Below are 20,474 nucleotides of genomic sequence, written 5' to 3'. Positions count from 1 at the left end.
TGTATGTCGGAGCCGCGTCAGTCGCACACGAGCAGCTCGATGCCGCGCGCGGTCAGCGCTCGGCGCACGGCCTTGTCCGGCGTGCGTTCGGTGACGAGATAGCGCGCGGCCGAGGCGCCGTTGATCCGCACCGGCGTCACGCGGCCGAACTTCGAATGGTCGGCGACGATGATCGCGGTGCCGGCCGCCGCGATCATCCGGCTGCGCACTTCGGCGGCGAGCCGCGAGTAGTCGGTGCAGTCGCCATCGGCCGTGATGCCGCCCGCGCCGACGAACGCGAAATCGACGTGGTACTGCGCGAGCTGCTGGATCGTATCGAGCCCGAACGTCGCATCCTCGTCGTCGGACAGTTCGCCGCCGAGCAGCGTCACGCGATTGCCGTTGCGCCGCGCGAGCACGAACGCGGTGCGCCAGTCGTTCGTGTAGATCGACAGCCGGTGCCGGTCGGCCAGCGCGAGCGCGACCGCATGCGGCGTGCTGCCCGAGTCGATCAGCACCGAGGCGTCGTCGGGCACGAATTCGGCCGCGCGTCGCCCGATCGTGCGCTTCGCTTCGGCATTCGCCGCCTCACGCTCGGACAGGCTCGGCTCGCGGCGATCCGCCGCCAGCGCGCCGCCGTGCGTCATCACGAGCAGGCCGCGCGCCGCGAGCGCGTTCAGGTCGCGCCGTACCGTCTCGCGCGACACGTCGAGCGAGCGCACGAGTTCGGCGACCGACAGCGCGCCCGATCGTCCGAGCTCCGACAGAATGTATTGATGACGTTGTTCCGCCAGCATCGCAATGCGCCCGAGGCGACTGGTAATGGGTAGGCCGACCATTGTATTACGGCCGTTTGACCGCCATTTGACGGCGGTGCGTCCGGCCGCGGCCACGTTTCACGAAAGCGAAATTCTGTATTGCCCGATGCGCGCGAATCGGCGTGGCAAGCGGTTGCTACACTCTGCGTTTCGCCGAACGACAGACCATCAAGGGGCTTGCGTCATGTACCGCAAAGGCAGTGTGCTCGAAATCCAGTTTTCGCCGGAACGGCTCAACGACGGGGCCGGCGATCCGTACTGGATCGACCTGACGCTCGACGAGGCCCGCCGGCTGTACGAACAGCTCGCCGCACGCTTCGCGACCGATGCGCGCGCGAACCAGCCGCTCGACACGTTCTCGCTCGACTGATCCCCGTTCCTCTGCGCGCGCCACGGCGCGCCTTCATGCCGCGGCGCCTTCGCCCGGACGGCCGCTAACCGGACGGCCGGCGTGCTGCCGCGCTCGTGGCGGATCACGCCCGCGGCCAACGTGCCGCGCACCGCTGCTGCATGCGTTCCGCACGCGCCACGCGCGAATGCAGAATCCGACAAGACGGCCGCGCCGCTTCACCCGATACTGGCCGGCTCACGATTCGTCCGGCCGTATCGCGGCCCGCCACGCATGTTTACCTCGCTCGTCGCCGCGGCTTTCGTCGCGCTGTGGTCCACCGGCTTCATCGTCGCCCGGGCAATCAAGCCCTACGCCGACCCGAACCTGTTCCTGCTCGCGCGTTTCGCGGGCACGGCCGTGCTGTTCGGCGCGGTGGCGCTCGCCGCGCGCGCGCCGTGGCCGGCGCGCCGCGAATGGCCGCGCCACCTGATCGCGGGCGCGCTGCTTCAGGGCGTCTATCTCGGCGCCAGCTACTGGGCCGTCGCGCAAGGGCTGAACGCCGGCGTGATGGCGCTGCTCGGCGCATTGCAGCCGCTTGCCACCGCCGTGCTCGCGGTGCCGCTGTTCAACGAGCGGCTGCCCGCGCGCGGCTGGCTCGGGATGGCGCTCGGGCTCGCCGGCGTCGCGCTCGTCCTCGCACCGAAGGTCGCGGGCGGCGTCGCGCCGCCGGCGGGCGCCGCGCCCGCGTGGTTCGTCGTGACCGTGTCGATCCTGTCGGTCGGCTCGATCACCGCGGGCTCGCTGTACCAGAAGGGCAAGCTCGCGCAGAACGACCTGCGTACGGCCGTCGCCGTGCAGAACCTCGGCGCGGCGATCGTCGCGGCCGTCTTCGTCGTGCTGCTGCACGAAACGCGCTGGATCGGCGCACCGGCGCTGTGGATCTCGCTCGTGTGGGGCGTCGTGTTCCTGTCCGGCGGCGCGGTCACGATGCTGATGTGGATGCTGCGGCGAGGCAACGCCGCGCGCGCGACGTCGTTGCTGTTCCTCGCGCCGCCGCTCGCCGCGCTGCAGGGCTACCTGCTGTTCGGCGAAACGCTCGCGACCGTCCAGCTCGCCGGCTTCGCGCTCGCGCTGGCGGGCGTCGTGCTCGCGCGGCGCTGACGCGGGCGAGCGCGCGGGTTCGTCACCGCGCCCCGCCATGCGCGGCGTCGCGCCGCCGCCGGGTGCCGCGCCTCGTGGTTCGTCGTGGCGCGCCCCGCCATGCCTCGAAACGAAGCATCCGCGCGCACGCCGGGGGACGCCGCTCCGCGCGCCGCACCATGACGATGCATCGCGTCTCGCCGATGCAACGCGCGGCCGCCGGATCGCATGCCCGGCGCGGCGCCGGGCCGCGATTGCGCTTATGATGGGCGCCTTGCATTTCGTTCCGGAACCACCTTCATGACATCCGCCGATTACGCCAGCCGCCAACGCGCGATCATTGCCGAACTGAACGTCACGCCGCACTTCGACGCCGACGCCGAAATCGCCCGCCGCGTCGATTTCCTCGCGCAGTACCTTCGTTCGACCGGCCTGCGGACCTACGTGCTCGGCATCAGCGGCGGCGTCGATTCGTCGACGGCCGGACGGCTCGCGCAGCTGGCGGTCGAACAGCTGCGTGCCGGCGGCTACGACGCCCGCTTCATCGCGATGCGCTTGCCGAACGGCGTGCAGAACGACGAAGCCGATGCGCAACGCGCGCTCGCGTTCGTGCGCGCGGACGAAACGTTCACGGTCGACGTCAAGCCCGCCGCCGACGCGATGCTCGCATCGCTCGTCGCGTCCGGCCACGCATTCGAAAACCCGGCCCAGCAGGACTTCGTGCACGGCAACATCAAGGCGCGCGAGCGCATGATCGCGCAATACGCGGTGGCCGGCGCGCGGCGCGGCATCGTGATCGGCACCGACCACGCGGCCGAATCGCTGATGGGCTTCTTCACGAAATTCGGCGACGGCGGCGCGGACGTGCTGCCGCTCGCCGGCCTGAGCAAGCGCCGCGTGCGTGCGGTCGCCCGCGCGCTCGGCGGCGACGAACTGATCGTGATGAAGGTGCCGACGGCCGACCTCGAGGAACTGCGTCCGCTGCGCCCCGACGAGCACGCCTACGGCGTCACCTACGACGAAATCGACGATTTCCTCGAAGGCAAACCCGTCGCCGACAACGTGTACGAAACGGTGCTGCGCTTCTACGACGGTTCGCGCCACAAGCGCGCGCTGCCGTACACGCCGTTCGACTGGCCGGCCGCGTAAGCCGGCTCGTTCAGCCGCAACACCGCGCCGCGCGAACCCTGGCGGTTACGCGCGGCGCCTGCGCGACGGGCAGCGCTACGCGTGCCCGCCCGCCTTCTTCGCCTGCAGCGCGCGAATCCGCAGCCGCGCGCCCGTATCGCTGACCGTCGCGTCGTACATCGTCGCGAGATCGCGCTTGAGCGCGGTGCGCGAACCGCCGTCGAGATACACCATGTGCCCGGACGGATAGAAACGCGCGGACAGGTTCTGCCGCACCTTCGGATCCTCGAGCGGCATCTGCTGCAGGTCGATCACGGTCTGGTAGAACGGCGTGACGAAGTCGTAGAGGCCGTTCGCCGACAGCACCTTCAGGTCGACGTTCAGCGCCATCACCGCGGCGAGATCGCCCGCCGTGTAGAGGATCAGGTTCCCCTTCGCATCGATGCCCTGCTGCGCGCCGGTCGGGTCGATGTGGCTGAAGTCCCAGTTCCGGAACGCCTGGTCGTTCAGGTCCGTGAACGCGGAATTCGACGTGAACTTCAGCTGCTCGTTCAGGTAGCTGTTCCACATCGCCGTGTAGACGCCCGTCACGGCCGTCATCGTCGGATCGTTGCCGCCCGAGTTCGGGTCGATCTTGCCGGCGATGCCCGACGAGATCCCGGTCACGCGGCCGTCGTACGACCCGAGCGCGAGCCCCTGCGCGTGCAGCAGCGTCGTCAGGAACAGCGAATTGCCGCGCGTGTCGTAACCCGCGATGTCGAGGCTCCACGACTGCAGCGTCGCGGTATCGATACCCGTGTATCGCGACAGCTTCTGCACGGCGGCCGGGTCCGCATGCGGAACCGTGCGCAGCGCCTTCAGGTAGTCGGTGCGCGCGAATTGCGCGACTTCCTCGACGAACGCGCCGAGATCGGTCGGCGCGGGCGTGACGCCGAGCTTCTTGTGATACCACGCGTCGGCCGCCGCGGTCGGCAGCGCGCCGACCGGGTTGCCGGCCTGCCGGTAGTCGAGGATCGACGACTGCAGCGTGACGCCGTTCAGGTCGACGCCGTCCTCGTGCAGCTTGTACGCGAGCACGCAGCTGCGCGCGGTGCCGTACGACTCGCCGAACAGGTACTTCGGCGAATTCCAGCGGTTGTTCTTCGTCAGGTAGCGCTTGATGAACTGCTTCAGCGAATCCGCATCCTGGTCGACGCCCCAGAAATCGCGGTTCTTGTTCGGCGCGACGGCCGCCGAATAACCGGTGCCGACCGGGTTGATGAACACCAGGTCGCTGTGGTCGATCATGCTGTCCGGATTGTCTTCCATCTGATACGGCGCGGGCGGCGTGAACCCCGGCATCGACGTCCTGATGCGCTTCGGCGCGAACGAGCCGAGCAGCACGAACACCGACGACGACCCGGGTCCGCCGTTGTAGAAGAACGTGACGGGCCGCGTTTCCTCCTTCGCGCCGTCGGCCGTGAACGCGACGTAGAAGAGCTTCGCGGCCGGCAGCGAGCTGCTCGGGTCGACCGTCACGAGGTGGCCGGCCGTCGCCGTGTACGCGATGCGCTTGCCATCGATCAGGATCGTGTGATGCGTGATCGCGGCCGCTTCGGTCGTGTCGGTCACCGAGTCGTCGGGACCGTTGCCGTACGCGACCGGATCGAAGAACGGCTGGTCGCGGCCGTGGCTCAGCGCGACCGGACTGATGGTCGGCGGCACGCCATGCGAATTGTGGTCGCCGTGATGCAGCGGATACACGCCGCCGGAAGATGCGGAATCGATGCCCATCGTGCTGCTCCTCGAGGTGAAAAAAGACGCGGGCAGGAAACCCGCGTCGCTTGGAAAGGCCGGTGCCGGCGCGTCAGCTCGACGGCTTGCGCGCGAGGATCGCCGCGAGTTTCGCGCCGTCGGGGCTGCCGAGGCCCGTGCACGCATCCCAGCCGGACGCGGCGGCATACGTGCCGTTCGAGCCTTTCGTGATGTCACGCAACGCGCCAGGATTCTTGTACAGCGCCGGGTTGATCCAGCCGGCCGATGCACTCGCCGCCGCACCGGCCGCCGCACTCGCCGCCGCACTCGCCGCCGCATTGATCCGTGCGATCAGCGCGGCCCACAACGGCGCGACCGCGCTCGTGCCGCCCATCACCGCGACCGTGCCGGCGACCGACACCTCGTAGCCCGTCTGCGGCGATGCATCGGCGGCGACGTCCGGCACGCCGCGCTTCGTGAGCGGCGTGGTGCTGCCGTCGGCGAGCGTGACGGTCAATCCCTGCTGCCACGCCGGCAGGTCGAACAGCGTGCTGACACCGCCGCCGCCCGCGCCGCCGCCGGCCGCCTCGTCGTTCCACGCGACTTCGCTGCGAATGCCCTGCCCCGGCAGCGCATCGAGCTGCGTGCCGCCGCAGCCGAGCACGTACGGACTCGACGCCGGGAAGTCGACATGATCCGTGCCGTCCTGCAGCCCGTCGCCCGAGCCGCTGTCGCCCGACGCCGCGCACACCGTGATCCCCTGCGCGGCGGCCGCCTGCAGCACGCGGTTGAACGCATGCGCCGACTGCGCCTGCCAGATCGCTTCCGGGCCGCCCCAGCTGATCGAGATCACCGACGGCCGGTTGGTCTTGTCGGTGACGGCCGCGTTGACGGCCTGGATGAAGCCCGCGTCGCTGTTCGGCGCGAAATAGACGGCGAGCTTCGCGGCGGGCGCGATCGCACCGGCGATCTCGATGTCGAGCGCGACTTCGCCGTCCGGGCCGTTCGCCTCGCCGGTCGGCGCATTGCGGCCGGTACCGACGTTCACGTCGACGAGCGTCGGCGGCGTCTTGATGCCGAGCCCGCGGAAATACTGCTGGATATCGGCTGCGCGATAGCCGCCGCCGAGTTCGACGATCGCGATGCATTGCCCTGCACCGTCGCCGGCCGGAAAGCCGTACAGCGACGCGAGCTGGATCGGCGTGAACGTGACGGCGGGCGCGCCGCGCGCGGGCTGGAACGGCGGACGCAGCCGGAAGTGCGGCCGCGCCTGCGGACGGCTGTCGAGGCCGAGCACGGCCGTGACGGCATCGCCGAGCTCGTCCGGCAGCGCGATCGGGCCCGAGCGGCCGCGGTACTGGCCGATCGAACGATGCTCGAAACGCTCGAGCTTCACGCTGAATGCCGCTTCGAACTGCTGGATCGAGCCGGACAGCACGACGACGCTTTCGACCGGATCGACGCGATCGACCGTGAGCTGGTGACGGCGCGCGAAGTCCTCGGTCTTGCGAATGTCGTCGGGATTGGCGGAGAAACGCTGCGCGAACGCTTCGCGCGACAGCGGTTTCGCCTGTGCGTCGCCGGTGGCGAGCTGCTGGACCAACGTGTCGAGTTGCCCTTCTTCCTGCCGCCGCAACATGATCGTGACGTGGATACGTTCTGCCGGATCGCACGGGCCGAGACACTTCGACTCGGCGACGATCCGGGGTTCACGGTCGGCGTGAAGATGCCTTGCCATGTTCAGACCCTCCTTGGTACCGCGTTGCACGGAACAGCCAGGAAATCGGACATAGCCGGCGGAAGTCGGTTCCGTTCGGTCAGTCGGTTCGCGAAAGCGCGAAGCTGAAGGGAGTTTAGATCAGTCAGACGATTTACGCGCACGCCCTTCCACCCCAACGCATGCGCGCGAAGCCCGGCATGGCGCGCGGCCCGCGTTCGGCAGCGCATCGCGGCCGCGCGGCAAGTCGAGCCGCGCGGCCGTGATGCAATGCAGCAGCTCAATCCATCGACAGGCGCAACGCGAACCCGATCAGCGCCGCGGAAAACGTCCAGCGCTGGACCGTCTGCGCGAGCGGATGCGCGCGCATCCACGCGGCGATGCGCGACGCGCCGAACACGCATGCGAGGTCGAAACACACGCCGGCCGCGACGAGCAGCGCGCCGAGCTCGAACATCTGCCACACGACGGGCCCTGCCTCGGGGCGCACGAACTGCGGCAGCAGCACCGAGCAGAACAGCAGTGCCTTCGGATTCAGCAGGTTCGTCAGCAGCCCCTTGAAGAACGACTGCCGCAGTTCGCCCGGCGCCGCCCCATCGCCGTCGCCGAGCGCGAACACCGGCGAGCGGAACACCTGGATCGCGACGTAAGCGAGATAAAGCGCGCCGCCGTAGCGGATCACTTCATACAGCCACGGTGCGCTGCGGATCAGCGCCGCGACGCCGCAGGCGGACAGCGTCACGTGCGCGGTGCGCGACAGCGACAGGCCGGCCGCCGCCGCCATTCCCGGGCGCACGCCGCGGCCGATGCTGGTCTGCAGCACGAGCGCCATGTCGGGCCCGGGCACCGCGTAGATGGCCGCCAGCGCGGCGAGATAAATCAACAGCAAATGCGTGGAAATCATGGTCTGCCCCCGTTCTTCAGTGACGATATGTTGCCGCTGAAGGGAGAGCGATTATTGGCCATCTTTGGCTCGAAATTGGCGATACATAGCGGAATCCGCCAAAATCACGGAATTTAGACAAGGATTCCGCCAACATGACCGAACTCGACAAAACCGATCGCGCGATCCTCGCCGCGGTGCAGCGCGACGGCCGCCTGCCGATCGCGCGTCTCGCCGATTCCGTCGGCCTGTCCGAGACGCCCTGCGCACGGCGCCTGAAGCGTCTCGAAAACGACGGCTACATCGAGCGCTACCGCGCGCAGCTGTCGCGCCAGGCGCTCGGCTTCGGCGTCGTCGCATTCGTGCTCGTGCGGTTCGCGACGCACGACCGCAAGGTCGCCGACCGGTTCGAACGGGAAGTGCTCGGCATCGAGCGGATCCTCGCGTGCCACAACGTCGCGGGCACGGCCGACTACCTGCTGCAGGTGGTCGCGCGCGATCTCGACGACTACGGTACGTTCCTGCGCGACTCGCTGCGGATGCTGCCGGGCGTCACGTCGATCGAATCGGCGTTGTCGTTGCGGGAGGTGAAGCACGATGCGGGGTTGCCGGTGCCGTGATGCGGGCAGTGGATCGCTCCGGCGTGACATTCGTTCACGTTGCCGCCCTCAGGCGACCTCACGCGACCTCACACGACATCGGGCGTTTGATGCGCGCGCTCGAGATCCTCGAGAAACGCTTCGACGAGCGGATCGCCGCGCCCGTCGCGCGCCACGACCATGTGGAACGTGACGTCGTAGTGCAGCTGGTCCGGATTGAGCGGCGCAAGCAGCCCCTGCGCGACATACGGCGCCGCAAAGTGCTGCGGCAGGTAGCCGAGGTGATGGCCTGACAGGATCAGCAGCGCGACGGCCTCCATGTTGTCGGCGGTTGCCGTCACGCGATCGGGCGTCGTCGACATCTGCGCCTCCGGCAGCGGATACGAGCGCCACGCCCATTCGAATCCCGCGACGTCGGCCGGCGTCAGCGCGCCGGCGCGTTCGAACAGCGGATGGCCGCGCCCGCAGTACGCCACCTGCCGCTCGATGAACAGCGGCGTGTAGTGCAGCGACGGCACGCGGTGCCAGAAATAGCCGACCGCGATCTGGATCTCGTTGCTCAGCAGCTTTTCCTCGAGATCGCCCGGCGCGCGCACCGAGATCGAGAAGCGCACGGCCTCGTCGCGCGTGCGGAACGCGGCGATCGCCTCGGCGATCCGTGCGTTCTGGCTGACCGGCGTATGGCCGATCAGGCCGATGTGCAACGTGCCGACCAGCTGGCGGTCCATGTGCCGCGCCGCGATCCCGAATTCGTCGAGCGCGGCGAGCAGCTTGCGGCTCATCGCGTGGAACCGCTCGCCTTTCGGCGTGAGCCGGAAGCCGCTGCGGCCGCGCTCGCAGAGCCGGTAGCCGAGCCGTGTCTCGAGCGACGACAGCTGCGCGCTGATCGTCGACTGGCCGACGTTCAGGATCGCTTGCGCGGCCGACACGCCGCCCGCGTCCGTGACCGCGAGAAACACGCGGATCAACCGCAGATCGAGGGTCGACAGATTCCCCAGCACGCTATTCCCCTTTTGTTCCCCTTCCATACATCGATGAAAATCGATGTTTACGTCGATATCTTCGCATTCTTCTTTCCGGCCGGACGCGTAAAACTATGTGCCAGGCCGCGTCGAATGATACGGCAACCCCACATCGGAAGAGACAAGCCCATGAACGACCACACCCATTTCCAGCCGCTCGGCGGCAATGAAATGCCGCGCAGCGGCGGCATCGCGACGATGATGCGCCTGCCGCACGTGGCGAGCGCAGCCGGCCTCGACGCCTGTTTCGTCGGCGTGCCGTTCGACCTCGGCACCTCCAACCGCACCGGCGCGCGCTTCGGCCCGCGCCAGATCCGCACGGAATCCGTGCTGCTGCGCCCGTACAACATGGCCACGCGCGCCGCGCCCTTCGATTCGCTGCAGGTTGCCGATATCGGCGACGTCGCGATCAACCCGTACAACCTGCACGATTCGATCGCGCGCATCGAGGCTGCATACGACGCGATTCTCGAGCACGACTGCAAGCCGGTCACACTCGGCGGCGACCATACGATCGCGCTGCCGATCCTGCGCGCGATCCACCGCAAGCACGGCAAGGTCGCATTGATCCACGTCGATGCACACGCCGACGTGAACGACACGATGATGGGCGAAAAGATCGCGCACGGCACGCCGTTCCGCCGCGCGGTCGAGGAAGGCCTGCTGCACGGCGACAAGGTCACGCAAATCGGCCTGCGCGGCACCGGCTACGCGGCCGAGGATTTCGACTGGTGCCGCGAGCAGGGCTTCCGCGTGGTCCAGGCCGAGGAATGCTGGAACAAGTCGCTCGCGCCGCTGATGGAAGAAGTGCGCGCGCGCATCGGCGACACGCCCGTCTACATCAGCTTCGACATCGACGGCATCGACCCGGCCTACGCACCGGGCACCGGCACGCCGGAAATCGCGGGCCTCACGGTGCCGCAGGCGCTCGAGATCATCCGCGGCGCGAAGGGGCTGAACATCGTCGGCTGCGATCTCGTCGAAGTGGCGCCGCCGTACGACCCGTTCGGCACCACGGCCCTGCTCGGCGCGAACCTCGCGTACGAGCTGCTGTGCGTGCTGCCCGGCGTCGCCTATCGCGACTGATCCCGGCACGCGACCCATTCCAAATCAGAGAATTACAGAGGAGCACATAACAGATGGGGACTGCCATCAAGCAACCGAAGCGGGCGGCGCTCGCTTCGTTCGTCGGCACCACGATCGAGTGGTACGACTTCTATAGCTACGCGACCGCCGCCGCCATCGTGTTCGGGCCGCTGTTCTTCCCCGGTGAAAGCCGTTTCGTCAGCCTGCTCGCGTCGTTCGGCTCGTTCGCGGTCGGCTTCTTCGCGCGGCCGCTCGGCGGCGTGATGTTCGGCTATCTCGGCGACCGCTTCGGCCGCAAGCGCTCGCTGCTCGCGACGCTGATGCTGATGGCCGTGTCGACGGTCGCGATCGGCCTGCTGCCGACCCATGCGCAGGCCGGCGTGATCGCGCCGATCCTGCTGGTGCTGATGCGCGTGCTGCAAGGCATCGCCGTCGGCGGCGAATGGGGCGGCGCGGTGCTGCTCGCCGGCGAGCATGCGCCCGAAGGCAAGCGCACGTTCTTCGCGTCGTTCGCGCAGCTCGGCAGCGCGAGCGGCCTGATCCTGTCGATGCTCGCGTTCGGGGCGATCAGCACGCTGTCGAAGGACGACATGATGAGCTGGGGCTGGCGCGTACCGTTCCTCGCGAGCACCGTGCTGCTGGCGGTCGGCTTCGTGATCCGCGCGAGCGTGTCCGAGTCGCCCGAGTTCGAGGAAGTCAGGAAGAGCGGCAACATCGCGCAAAAGCCGCTGCGTGAAGCACTCAAGTACTGGCCGCTGCTGCTGCTCGCGATCGGCGCGAACGTGTACGGCATCGCCGGCGTGTATTTCAGCAACATCTTCATGATCAGCTATGCAACGCAATTCCTGTCGCTCGACCGGTCGATGGTGCTGCATTGCATGACGATCGTCGCGGTGCTGCAGTTCGTCGTGCAACTCGCCGCCGCTTTCCTCGCGCAGCGCTTCGGCACGACGCGCGTGCTGCTGATCACCGGCGCATGGGCCGCGATCGTGCCGTTCGTGATGCTGCCGCTCGTGCACCTGGGCACGCCGCTGTCGATCACGGTCGGCGTCGGCCTCGCGACGCTCGCGGAATCGGGCTACTACTCGGTGGTCGCGGGTTTCGTCAGCGGCATCTTCATCGCGCGCATCCGCTACACGGCGATTTCGATCGCGTACCAGGTGTGCGGCGCGCTCGCCGGCGGTCTCACGCCACTCGTCGCCACGCTGATCGCGCAGAACACCGCGCCGCAATGGTGGCCGCTCGCGATCCAGTACACGAGCGCCGCCGTGCTGTCGTCGGTGTGCGTGTGGCTGATCTCGCGCCGCGTCAGCATCGACGATGCCGGCGCGCCCGGCAGGGCGGACGAAGCGCTGCCGCGCGGTGCGCGTACCGCGTAACCTCACGCAAACGGGCAGGCGACCTCGCCTGCCCGTTTGCGTCGGGCGTCGGGCGGTACGCCGCAACGCCCCGCCTCGCCCCGAACATTCATTACGACAAACGGCCCGCACATGCGGGCCGCTTGCTTGCCGCCCGATCGTCGATCGGGACGGCCGGCGCGCAGCGTTCACGCGTCATTGCACCTGGCTGCGCAGCGTCTTCGCCGCGGCGACCATGTTCGTCAGCGCCGGAAGCACTTCCGCCCACTGACGCGTCTTCAGCCCGCAGTCCGGGTTCACCCACAGGCGCTCCGCCGGAATCCGCTCCGCCGCCTTCTTCATCAGGCCGACGATGTGATCCTGCGTCGGGATGTTCGGCGAATGGATGTCGTACACGCCCGGCCCGATCTCGTTCGGATACCTGAAGCTGTCGAACGCGTCGAGCAGCTCCATGTCCGAGCGCGACGTCTCGATCGTGATCACGTCCGCATCCATGTCGGCGATCGACGCGATGATGTCGTTGAACTCCGAATAGCACATGTGCGTATGAATCTGCGTATCGTCCCGCACACCGTTCGCGGCGATGCGGAACGACTCGACCGCCCACTTCAGGTACGCGCCCCATTGCGCGCGACGCAGCGGCAGCCCTTCGCGCAGCGCGGCCTCGTCGATCTGGATCACGCGCACGCCGGCCTGCTCGAGATCCAGCACTTCGTCCCGGATCGCGAGCGCGAGCTGATGGCACGACACCGAACGCGGCTGGTCGTCGCGCACGAACGACCAGTTCAGGATCGTCACCGGGCCGGTCAGCATGCCCTTCATCGGCTTGTTCGTCAGCGACTGCGCGTACGTGATCCATTCGACCGTCATCGCCTTCGGGCGGCTGATGTCGCCGAACAGGATCGGCGGCTTCACGCAGCGCGAACCGTACGACTGCACCCAGCCGAACTGGCTGAATGCGTAGCCGTCGAGCTGCTCGCCGAAGTATTCGACCATGTCGTTGCGTTCGGCTTCGCCGTGCACGAGCACGTCGAGCTCGAGCGATTCCTGTTCACGCACGCTGCGCGCGATTTCCGCCTGCATCGCCGCGCGGTAGCCGGCTTCATCCAGCGCGCCGGCCTTGAACCGGCTGCGCGCCTGACGGATCTCGGCAGTCTGCGGGAACGAGCCGATCGTCGTCGTCGGGAAGGCCGGCAGGTTCAGGCGCGCCGACTGCTTCGGCGCACGCTGCGGGTACGGGCTCGCACGGTTGCCGAGCTGCGCGTCGATGCGCGCGATCGCGGCCTTCACCGCCGGGTTGTTCACGCGCGGCGAGCGGCGGCGCGAGCCGATCGCGGCCGCGTTCGCGGCGAGCGCGTCGGCCACCTCGTCGCGGCCTTCGTTCAGCGCGGTCGCGAGCACCTTCAGTTCGTCGAGCTTCTGCAGCGCGAATGCGAGCCACGAGCGGATCTCCTCGTCGAGCGTCTGCTCGCTCGCGAGATCGACCGGCACGTGCAGCAGCGAGCACGATGGTGCGAGCCACAGGCGCTCGCCCAGTTGCTTCGCGAGCGGCTCGAGCCAATCGAGCGCCGCGTTCAGGTCCGTCTTCCAGATGTTGCGTCCGTTGATCGCGCCGACCGACAGCACGCGCCCGGGCGGCAGTTCGCGCACGAGTGCGTCGATTTCGTCGCGGGCGTTGATCGCGTCGACATGCAGCCCGTCGACCGGCAGCGAAGCCGCGAGCGCCAGGTTGTCCTGCAGCTGGCCGAAATACGTCGCGAGCAGTAGCTTGATGCGGCGCGTCTCGAGCGCGTCGTATGCCGTGCGCAGCGCCTGGCGCCATGCGGCGTCGAGCTCGGTCACGAGGATCGGCTCGTCGAGCTGCACCCATTCGACGCCTTGCGCGGTCAGCGTGTCGAGCAGCGCGCCATATACCGGCAGCAGCTTCGGCAGCAGCGCGAGGCGATCGGAATCGTCCTTCGCCTTGCCGAGCCACAGATACGTGACGGGGCCGAGGATCACCGGCTTCGCGGCGACGCCCTGCGCCTGCGATTCCGCCAGTTGCTGGAGCAGGCGCGACGGATCGAGCGAGAAGTTCGTATCCGCATGGAATTCCGGGACGATGTAGTGATAGTTCGTGTCGAACCACTTCGTCATTTCACCGGCCGCGACTCCGCCGCAGCATGCCGCGTGTTCTTCCGCCGACTGCGCCGAGCGGCCGCGCGCGACGCGGAAATAGTTGTCGAGCGCATCGCCATGGAAGTCCTGCACGCGTTTCGGCAGGTTGCCGAGCGTGAAGCTCATGTCGAGCACCTGGTCGTAGAACGCGAAATCGCCGATCGGCACGAGATCGAGGTCGCGCTGGTCGTTCCAGTGGCGCTGGCGGAGTTCGGCGCCGAGCGCCTTCAGCGCGTCGCGCGACGACTCGCCCTTCCAGTAGCGTTCGAGACCGAATTTGAGTTCGCGCTTCGCGCCGATGCGCGGAAAACCGAGGTTGTGGGTCGTAACCATGAAGCTGCCGTCCTGAAGAAATAGTCGATCCGGCAGCCATCATAGGGATTTCATCCCATGAAATAAAATGGCATTATTTCATTCATCCATTAAATCTGTTCATGTATCTGTCGGGCAAGCGATACCCATGCTGGAACGATTCCATCTCGTCGTGATCCGCGAAGTCGAGCGCCAGGGCTCGTTGACCGCGGCCGCCAACGCGCTGCATCTCACGCAATCGGCGCTCAGCCATACCGTCCGGAAAATCGAGCAGCAACTCGGCACGCCGATCTGGGACCGCGAAGGCCGCGGCCTGCGGCTCACGCAGGGCGGGCAGTATCTGCTGAAGCTGGCGAACCGGCTGCTGCCGCAGTTCGAGCTCGCCGAGGAGCGCATGAAGCAGTACGCGAAGGGCGAGCGCGGCACGCTGCGCATCGGGATGGAGTGCCATCCGTGCTACCAGTGGCTGCTGAAGGTCGTGTCGCCGTACCTGTCGCGCTGGCCGGACGTCGACGTCGACGTGAAGCAGCGCTTCCAGTTCGGCGGCATCGGAGCGCTGTTCGGCCATGACATCGACGTGCTCGTGACGCCCGACCCGCTGAACAAGCCGGGCCTGCGCTTCGATCCCGTGTTCGATTACGAACAGGTGCTGGTGGTCGCGGACGCGCACCGTTTCGCGAACGCCGACTACGTGACGCCCGAGCAGCTGACCGACGAGATCCTGATCACCTACCCGGTCGAGACCGACCGGCTCGACATCTACAACCAGTTCCTGACGCCGGCCGGCATCGTGCCGCGGCGTCACAAGTCGATCGAGACGACCGACATCATGCTGCAGATGGTGGCGAGCGGGCGCGGCGTGGCCGCGCTGCCAAGATGGCTTGCAGACGAATACGCGGACCGGATGCCGGTCGTGCCGGTCAAGCTCGGCAAGAAAGGGATCGCGAAACAGATCTTCCTCGGCATCCGCGAGGCGGATGCGTCGATCGACTATCTGGCCGCATTCGTCGCGCTGGCGCGCGAATCGACATGGAGCGCGCCGCGCATGCTGCGCTAGCGGCGCTCGCGCCGTGCGCGCTTCCCGCGGCCCGCATGCCGGTGCGCGGGCCTGTTCACGAAATGGATGACGATGCGAGCTGGCACGACATGTCGCAATTCGACGTCACGGCGCCCTCCCCTTACACATCCGTAAGACGATGATTCGACGTCCCGACTGTCATCAAACTGACTGGTAGCGAAAGCTAGGATCGGACGCGGTTCCCTTACGAGATGCCGTCATGAATCAACCTGCTTCGTCCGCACCGAACAATTCGGGTTCCGTCGAACGCACCAGGCAGGTCGGCTATGCCGTCTTTCTGCTGGTGCTCGCGTTCGGCGCCCTCTATATCGCCACGCACCTGATCGCCGACCTGTCGCCGGTCCGCGAAGGCTCGCTGTTTCCGTACCTGATGCTCGGCGCCGCGCTGCTGATCGCGCTCGGCTTCGAATTCGTCAACGGCTTCCACGACACTGCAAACGCGGTCGCCACCGTGATCTATACGCACTCGCTGACGCCGAACGTCGCGGTGATCTGGTCCGGCATGTGGAACTTCCTCGGCGTGATGGTCTCGAGCGGCGCCGTCGCGTTCGGCATCCTGCAGTTGCTGCCGGTCGAGCTGATCCTGCAGGTCGGCAGCGGCGCAGGCTTCGCGATGGTGTTCGCGCTGCTGATCGCCGCGATCGTGTGGAACCTCGCGACCTGGTATTTCGGATTGCCGTCGTCGAGCTCGCATACGCTGATCGGGTCGATCATCGGCGTCGGTCTGATGAACCAGCTGATGCACGGGCCGTCGGGCACGAGCGGTGTCGACTGGGCCCAGGCGCTCGGCGTCGGCAAGTCGCTGCTGTTCTCGCCGATCGTCGGCTTCCTGTGCGCGGCACTGCTGCTGCTCGTGCTGAAGGCGCTCGTGCGGGTTCCGGAGTTGTACAAGGAGCCGCCGAAGGATCAGCCGCCGCCGTTCTGGATTCGCTGCCTGCTGATCCTGACCTGCACGGGCGTGTCGTTCGCGCACGGGTCGAACGACGGGCAGAAAGGGATGGGCCTCATCATGCTGATACTGATCGGCACGGTGCCGACCGCGTATGCGCTGAACAAGGCCGTCACGCCGGCCGAAACGCAGACCTTCGTCGCCGTCGCGAACCAGGCTGCCGCGACGTTCGGGAAGTACACGAACGGCGTCGCGCCGTCCGCGAACCCGCGTGCCGACGTCGAACACTACGTGCAGCATCGTGAACTGACGCCCGCGGTGCTGCCGGCCGTGCAGCAGTTGTCCGCGTCGCTCGCGAACGCGGTCGGCGCGTCGGGGTCGATGGCGGCGGTGCCGCAACGCGACGTCGACAACGTGCGCAACACGATGTATCTGGTGTCCGAAGCCATTCGCCTGATCGAGAAGTCGGGGCAGCCCGCGTTCGCCGCCGACGACAAGCTCGCGATCGACAACTATCGCAAGCAGCTCGACCACGCGACCAAGTTCATTCCGACCTGGGTGAAGGTGGCTGTCGCGATCGCACTGGGCCTCGGCACGATGGTCGGCTGGAAACGGATCGTCGTGACCGTCGGCGAGAAAATCGGCAAGCAGCATTTGACGTATGGGCAGGGCGCGTCGGCCGAAGTCGTCGCGATGCTGACGATCGGCGCCGCCGACGTGTACGGGCTGCCCGTGTCGACGACGCACGTGCTGTCGTCGGGTGTCGCGGGCACGATGGCGGCGAACGGATCCGGGTTGCAGTGGAGCACGGTGCGCAGCCTCGCGCTCGCGTGGGTGCTGACGCTGCCCGCGTCGATCGTACTGGCTGGCGGGCTCTACTGGTTGTTCCGGTCGGTGGCTTGATCGGGGAAGCGGCGCGTGGCCGGTGAAAACCGGTCGCCTGCCGTGGAAGGTTCCTCAGTCGCTTCTCCGCTTCTGCGCTTCTGCGCTTCTGCGCTTCTGCGCTCCGACACATCGCGGCAACCGATGTGCCCGTGCCGCATTCCCAACCTTTCCCTCCCCCTTCCGAATTGAAGCGCAAGATCTGGAGCGCGCCAGCACGCGGACGCCGCTAGACTGGGTTCATCGACTTTCATCGTGGCTTCAACCGTGCACGCGACGCTGGCGAGTATTTCGCGCGACCGTACGGCGCCACACTGCTGACGAACCGAGGGATGCCCGTGAATATCGCCGATCTGCAACCTGCCGTCGAATCGCCGGACATCGCGCAACGCGTCGACGCAATCGACTGGTCGACCGTCGATGTCGAGCTCGATCGCTACGGATGTGCGCGGGTACCAGGCCTGATCTCCACAAGCGAGTGCGATGCGCTCGCCTCGCTCTATGCGCGGGATGCACTCTACCGTTCACGCGTCGTGATGGCACGGCACGGGTTCGGGCGCGGCGAATACAAATACTTCGCGTACCCGCTGCCCGCGGTCGTCGCCGAGTTGCGTGCGACGCTCTATCCGCATCTCGCGCCGATCGCGAATCGCTGGAACCAGGCACTCGGGAGCGACGTCCGCTATCCGAAAGAGCACCGGACCTTCCTCGATCGCTGCCACGCGGCGGGGCAGACACGCCCGACGCCGCTGATCCTGCAATACGGGCCGGACGACTACAACTGTCTCCATCAAGACCTGTATGGCGAGCATGTCTTTCCGCTCCAGGTCGCGATCCTGTTGTCGGCACCCGGGCGGGATTTCACGGGCGGCGAGTTCGTGCTGACGGAACAGCGGCCACGCATGCAGTCACGCGCGGAAGTGGTGCCGCTCATGCAAGGCGACGCGGTGATCTTCGCCGTGCACGGCAGGCCCGTGCAGGGAACGCGCGGCGTCTACCGCGTCAACTTGCGCCATGGTGTGAGCAGAATTCGAAGCGGCCACCGCCACACGGTCGGCATCATCTTCCATGACGCACAGTGACGGCCCGCGGAACAAACATGACGCTGTCGCGCCATTCGGCACGCGGGCAGGGTCGTGCAACCGGCACCGCACGTCGGTGCTCGATGCTCGTTGTACCCTGGCGTCGCCGTACGGTCCGCTCATCGGCCGTGGTAACGGATAACGGGTTGTGCCGCCCGTCGGACCATCGTCGCCTCGACCGATCGATGTTTCAGGTGAGCAACGAAAAGCCGCCGCCCTCACCTGTCGCGACGCCAAGGCAACGCGAGATCCGGCCTACCCTCGGGCCACATTTGCCCGCAGGCGGTCGCCAGCATCGGAAGCCAGCCGCGCATAGCCCGGCAGCGTCAGCAGCGCGAGCACGCCCGCCGCAACGAACGCCCAGCGAAAATCGTCGAGTACGTAGTGCATGCCGGCCGCGTCGCCACGTACCAACGCCGCGAGCCGCAGCGACAACGCACCGAATGCGATCCCCATCCCGATCGTCATCTGCTGCGCGGCGCTCCACAGCGTGCTGGCCGCGCTCGTCTGCCGGGCCGGGATATCCGCATACGCCAGCGTCGCGAGCGTCGTGAACTGCATCGACCGCGTGAGCCCGTAGACGAATACGACGAACAGCGTGATCGCCAGCGGCGTCGACGCGGTCAGCCAGCCGCACGCGATCGTGAAGATTCCGACGATCGTCACGTCGACGAGCGCAACGCGCCGGAAACCGAAGCGGTCGAGGATCCACGACGTTCCCGCCTTCATCCCGAGATTGCCGAGCGCGCTCGCGAGCAGCAGCAGGCCGGACTGGAACGGCGACAGCCCGAAACCGATCTGGAACAGCAGCGGCAGCAGATAAGGCACGGCGTTGATCGCCATCCGCGTGATCGAGCCGGTGATCACCGTCACCGAGAACGTCGGCACCTTCAGCGTCGTGAAATCGAGCAGCGGGTGCGCGCAGCGTTGCGCGTGCATCCACGCGGCGATGCCGAACAGCACGCTCGCCCCCACCAGAATGCCCGCGCGCGTGAAGTCGACGTCCTGCTGGCCGGCCGCTTCGGTACCGATCAGCAGACAGGTCAACGCTCCGCCGGCCAGCACGAACCCGACCCAGTCAAGCGGCCGTTGCTCATCGGCCCGTGTATTCCGGACGATCAGCCAGGTACAGACGAGCGCAGCGATGCCGAACGGGACATTCAACAGGAAGATCCATCGCCATGACGCGTAGGTCGTGATGAAGCCACCGATCGGCGGCCCGACGACCGGCGCGACGATGCCCGGCCACGTAATCGTCGCGATCGCACGCATCAGCCTGGCCTTCTCAGTGCTGCGCACGACGATCATCCGTCCGACCGGCACCATCATCGCCCCGCCGACACCCTGCAGCAGTCGCGCGGCCGTGAACGTCACCACGCCCTCGGACAGCCCGCACAGCACCGACGCACCGGTAAAGACGAAGATGGCCGTGGCGAACACCGTACGCGAGCCATAGCGATCCGCGATCCAGCCGCTGATCGGGATGAACACCGCGAGCGCCAGCATGTAGGCTGTCATCCCGAGGCTCAACGCGTTCGGCCCGACGCCGAACGAGCGCGCCATCTGCGGCAACGCGGTCGCGATCACGGTCGTGTCGAGATACTCCATGAAGAACGTTGCCGCGACGAGGTACGGCAGGAAGTCGGTCGTCCGACCACCTTGGGCAGGGCTGTCAGTCATGAACGGTACAGGAGACGGAATGCGAGGATGCCGAGTTCCGGCAGGTGCAGACGAGGCCGGTAATCGGGACGAGTGGCGATATTACCCTGAAGGATTGATTTTCCGCTCTGTCGGGCATGTCGCGCGAATGGACTTTATGCGCATAGATTTTTATGACGATATTGCGCCGCGTTGGCCGAATGGTGCACACAAGCAGGTCGACGTGACACTTCGAGGGACGGATGGATCAAGCCGGGGGATTCCGCTGCAAAGTGGCATTTCCAGACAATTGCGGACCAACGTCACGCATCGTCGGCCAGTATGACGTCATCGTCATACGCCGCGACATTGACTGGTGCTGACAGACGGCGGATTGGTGTGATCTGGAGAAGGATGTACCGGGTAGATCTCGGTGGGCAAAGTGGTGGGGGGTTCGAGAACCGTGGGTACATGGATTAACGCCATCGGCGCCCCAGTTCCAGCCACGTTGCACTTCGCCATTGCGCGCGCGTTTCTTTGCCGCAAATGCAAAAACCCCCGCCTTTTCGGGCGGGGGTTTCTGGCTTAGGGAGCCTGACGATTACCTACTTTCACACGGGAATCCGCACTATCATCGGCGT

At 67.1% G+C, this 20,474-nt stretch carries 16 protein-coding genes; 9 read left to right on the top strand and 7 right to left on the bottom strand.

Features of this window, described 5'->3' with window-relative positions; genetic code table 11:
• Positions 1–17 precede the first annotated feature (17 nt).
• Positions 18–776, bottom strand: coding sequence for a DeoR/GlpR family DNA-binding transcription regulator (locus DIE12_RS07495; RefSeq protein ID WP_044848782.1), 759 nt, complete (start codon positions 774–776; stop codon positions 18–20).
• A 205-nt stretch (positions 777–981) separates the two neighbouring features.
• Between DIE12_RS07495 and DIE12_RS07490 the strand changes: the two genes are divergently transcribed.
• The 3 genes from DIE12_RS07490 to nadE all read left to right on the top strand — a co-directional run bounded on the left by DIE12_RS07490 (position 982) and on the right by nadE (position 3,417).
• Positions 982–1,167 (top strand): hypothetical protein, encoded by a 186-nt coding sequence (locus DIE12_RS07490; RefSeq protein WP_006752380.1) that lies wholly within the window; start codon positions 982–984, stop codon positions 1,165–1,167.
• Positions 1,168–1,419: 252 nt separating this feature from the next.
• A complete protein-coding gene (locus tag DIE12_RS07485) occupies positions 1,420–2,289 on the top strand; it encodes a DMT family transporter (protein ID WP_124488688.1) in 870 nt (289 codons plus the stop codon).
• A gap of 279 nt (positions 2,290–2,568) precedes the next feature.
• Positions 2,569–3,417 (top strand): ammonia-dependent NAD(+) synthetase, encoded by an 849-nt coding sequence (gene nadE, locus DIE12_RS07480; RefSeq protein ID WP_124488689.1) that lies wholly within the window; start codon positions 2,569–2,571, stop codon positions 3,415–3,417.
• A 75-nt stretch (positions 3,418–3,492) separates the two neighbouring features.
• Here nadE and DIE12_RS07475 read toward each other — a convergent pair whose 3' ends face one another.
• The 3 genes from DIE12_RS07475 to DIE12_RS07465 all read right to left on the bottom strand — a co-directional run bounded on the left by DIE12_RS07475 (position 3,493) and on the right by DIE12_RS07465 (position 7,751).
• On the bottom strand, positions 3,493–5,169 hold the full coding sequence (locus DIE12_RS07475; protein WP_124488690.1) for a S10 family peptidase: 1,677 nt from the start codon (positions 5,167–5,169) through the stop codon (positions 3,493–3,495).
• A 73-nt stretch (positions 5,170–5,242) separates the two neighbouring features.
• A complete protein-coding gene (locus DIE12_RS07470; protein WP_124488691.1) occupies positions 5,243–6,868 on the bottom strand; it encodes a protease pro-enzyme activation domain-containing protein in 1,626 nt (541 codons plus the stop codon).
• Between the two features lie 259 nt (positions 6,869–7,127).
• A complete protein-coding gene (locus DIE12_RS07465; RefSeq protein ID WP_124488692.1) occupies positions 7,128–7,751 on the bottom strand; it encodes a LysE family translocator in 624 nt (207 codons plus the stop codon).
• Positions 7,752–7,885: 134 nt separating this feature from the next.
• Between DIE12_RS07465 and DIE12_RS07460 the strand changes: the two genes are divergently transcribed.
• The gene (locus tag DIE12_RS07460) at positions 7,886–8,350 is read left to right on the top strand and encodes an Lrp/AsnC family transcriptional regulator (RefSeq protein WP_044848788.1); all 465 of its coding nucleotides are present in this window, start codon (positions 7,886–7,888) and stop codon (positions 8,348–8,350) included.
• A 68-nt stretch (positions 8,351–8,418) separates the two neighbouring features.
• On the opposite strand, the gene DIE12_RS07455 is transcribed toward DIE12_RS07460, so the two are convergent.
• Entirely contained in the window at positions 8,419–9,330 is a 912-nt protein-coding gene (locus DIE12_RS07455; RefSeq protein WP_124488693.1) for a LysR family transcriptional regulator, read from the bottom strand.
• A gap of 150 nt (positions 9,331–9,480) precedes the next feature.
• On the opposite strand from DIE12_RS07455, the gene speB reads away from it, so the two are divergent.
• Entirely contained in the window at positions 9,481–10,437 is a 957-nt protein-coding gene (gene speB / locus DIE12_RS07450; RefSeq protein WP_124488694.1) for an agmatinase, read from the top strand.
• A gap of 53 nt (positions 10,438–10,490) precedes the next feature.
• Positions 10,491–11,816, top strand: a complete 1,326-nt coding sequence (locus DIE12_RS07445) for an MFS transporter (RefSeq protein ID WP_124488695.1) — start codon at positions 10,491–10,493, stop codon at positions 11,814–11,816.
• A 174-nt stretch (positions 11,817–11,990) separates the two neighbouring features.
• Here DIE12_RS07445 and metE read toward each other — a convergent pair whose 3' ends face one another.
• Positions 11,991–14,285 (bottom strand): 5-methyltetrahydropteroyltriglutamate--homocysteine S-methyltransferase, encoded by a 2,295-nt coding sequence (metE, locus tag DIE12_RS07440; protein WP_124488696.1) that lies wholly within the window; start codon positions 14,283–14,285, stop codon positions 11,991–11,993.
• A 127-nt stretch (positions 14,286–14,412) separates the two neighbouring features.
• On the opposite strand from metE, the gene DIE12_RS07435 reads away from it, so the two are divergent.
• The 3 genes from DIE12_RS07435 (at position 14,413) to DIE12_RS07425 (ending at position 18,195) form a co-directional block, all read left to right on the top strand.
• Positions 14,413–15,321: a LysR family transcriptional regulator gene (locus DIE12_RS07435; protein WP_124488697.1), complete on the top strand. Its 909-nt coding sequence runs from the start codon at positions 14,413–14,415 to the stop codon at positions 15,319–15,321.
• 220 nt (positions 15,322–15,541) lie between these two features.
• Positions 15,542–17,134 carry an inorganic phosphate transporter gene (locus tag DIE12_RS07430; RefSeq protein ID WP_124488698.1) on the top strand — a complete coding sequence of 531 codons (1,593 nt, stop codon included), beginning with the start codon at positions 15,542–15,544 and terminating at the stop codon, positions 17,132–17,134.
• 317 nt (positions 17,135–17,451) lie between these two features.
• On the top strand, positions 17,452–18,195 hold the full coding sequence (locus DIE12_RS07425; protein WP_185500328.1) for a 2OG-Fe(II) oxygenase: 744 nt from the start codon (positions 17,452–17,454) through the stop codon (positions 18,193–18,195).
• Between the two features lie 255 nt (positions 18,196–18,450).
• Here DIE12_RS07425 and DIE12_RS07420 read toward each other — a convergent pair whose 3' ends face one another.
• Positions 18,451–19,875, bottom strand: a complete 1,425-nt coding sequence (locus DIE12_RS07420) for a DHA2 family efflux MFS transporter permease subunit (RefSeq protein ID WP_124488700.1) — start codon at positions 19,873–19,875, stop codon at positions 18,451–18,453.
• Positions 19,876–20,474: the final 599 nt, after the last annotated feature.

Source organism: Burkholderia sp. Bp9015, from assembly GCF_003853505.1.
Lineage (GTDB): Bacteria > Pseudomonadota > Gammaproteobacteria > Burkholderiales > Burkholderiaceae > Burkholderia.
Note: the sequence above shows the minus strand (reverse complement) of the source record. Positions and strands in the feature narration are given on the sequence as shown.

Bases quoted from the DNA above. Each gene is read 5' to 3' on its own strand.
- DIE12_RS07495 (WP_044848782.1), bottom strand. From the start codon at position 776: ATGCTGGCGGAACAACGTCATCAATACATTCTGTCGGAGCTCGGACGA.
- DIE12_RS07490 (WP_006752380.1), top strand. From the start codon at position 982: ATGTACCGCAAAGGCAGTGTGCTCGAAATCCAGTTTTCGCCGGAACGG.
- DIE12_RS07485 (WP_124488688.1), top strand. From the start codon at position 1,420: ATGTTTACCTCGCTCGTCGCCGCGGCTTTCGTCGCGCTGTGGTCCACC.
- nadE (WP_124488689.1), top strand. From the start codon at position 2,569: ATGACATCCGCCGATTACGCCAGCCGCCAACGCGCGATCATTGCCGAA.
- DIE12_RS07475 (WP_124488690.1), bottom strand. From the start codon at position 5,169: ATGGGCATCGATTCCGCATCTTCCGGCGGCGTGTATCCGCTGCATCAC.
- DIE12_RS07470 (WP_124488691.1), bottom strand. From the start codon at position 6,868: ATGGCAAGGCATCTTCACGCCGACCGTGAACCCCGGATCGTCGCCGAG.
- DIE12_RS07465 (WP_124488692.1), bottom strand. From the start codon at position 7,751: ATGATTTCCACGCATTTGCTGTTGATTTATCTCGCCGCGCTGGCGGCC.
- DIE12_RS07460 (WP_044848788.1), top strand. From the start codon at position 7,886: ATGACCGAACTCGACAAAACCGATCGCGCGATCCTCGCCGCGGTGCAG.
- speB (WP_124488694.1), top strand. From the start codon at position 9,481: ATGAACGACCACACCCATTTCCAGCCGCTCGGCGGCAATGAAATGCCG.
- DIE12_RS07445 (WP_124488695.1), top strand. From the start codon at position 10,491: ATGGGGACTGCCATCAAGCAACCGAAGCGGGCGGCGCTCGCTTCGTTC.
- metE (WP_124488696.1), bottom strand. From the start codon at position 14,285: ATGGTTACGACCCACAACCTCGGTTTTCCGCGCATCGGCGCGAAGCGC.
- DIE12_RS07435 (WP_124488697.1), top strand. From the start codon at position 14,413: ATGCTGGAACGATTCCATCTCGTCGTGATCCGCGAAGTCGAGCGCCAG.
- DIE12_RS07430 (WP_124488698.1), top strand. From the start codon at position 15,542: ATGAATCAACCTGCTTCGTCCGCACCGAACAATTCGGGTTCCGTCGAA.
- DIE12_RS07420 (WP_124488700.1), bottom strand. From the start codon at position 19,875: ATGACTGACAGCCCTGCCCAAGGTGGTCGGACGACCGACTTCCTGCCG.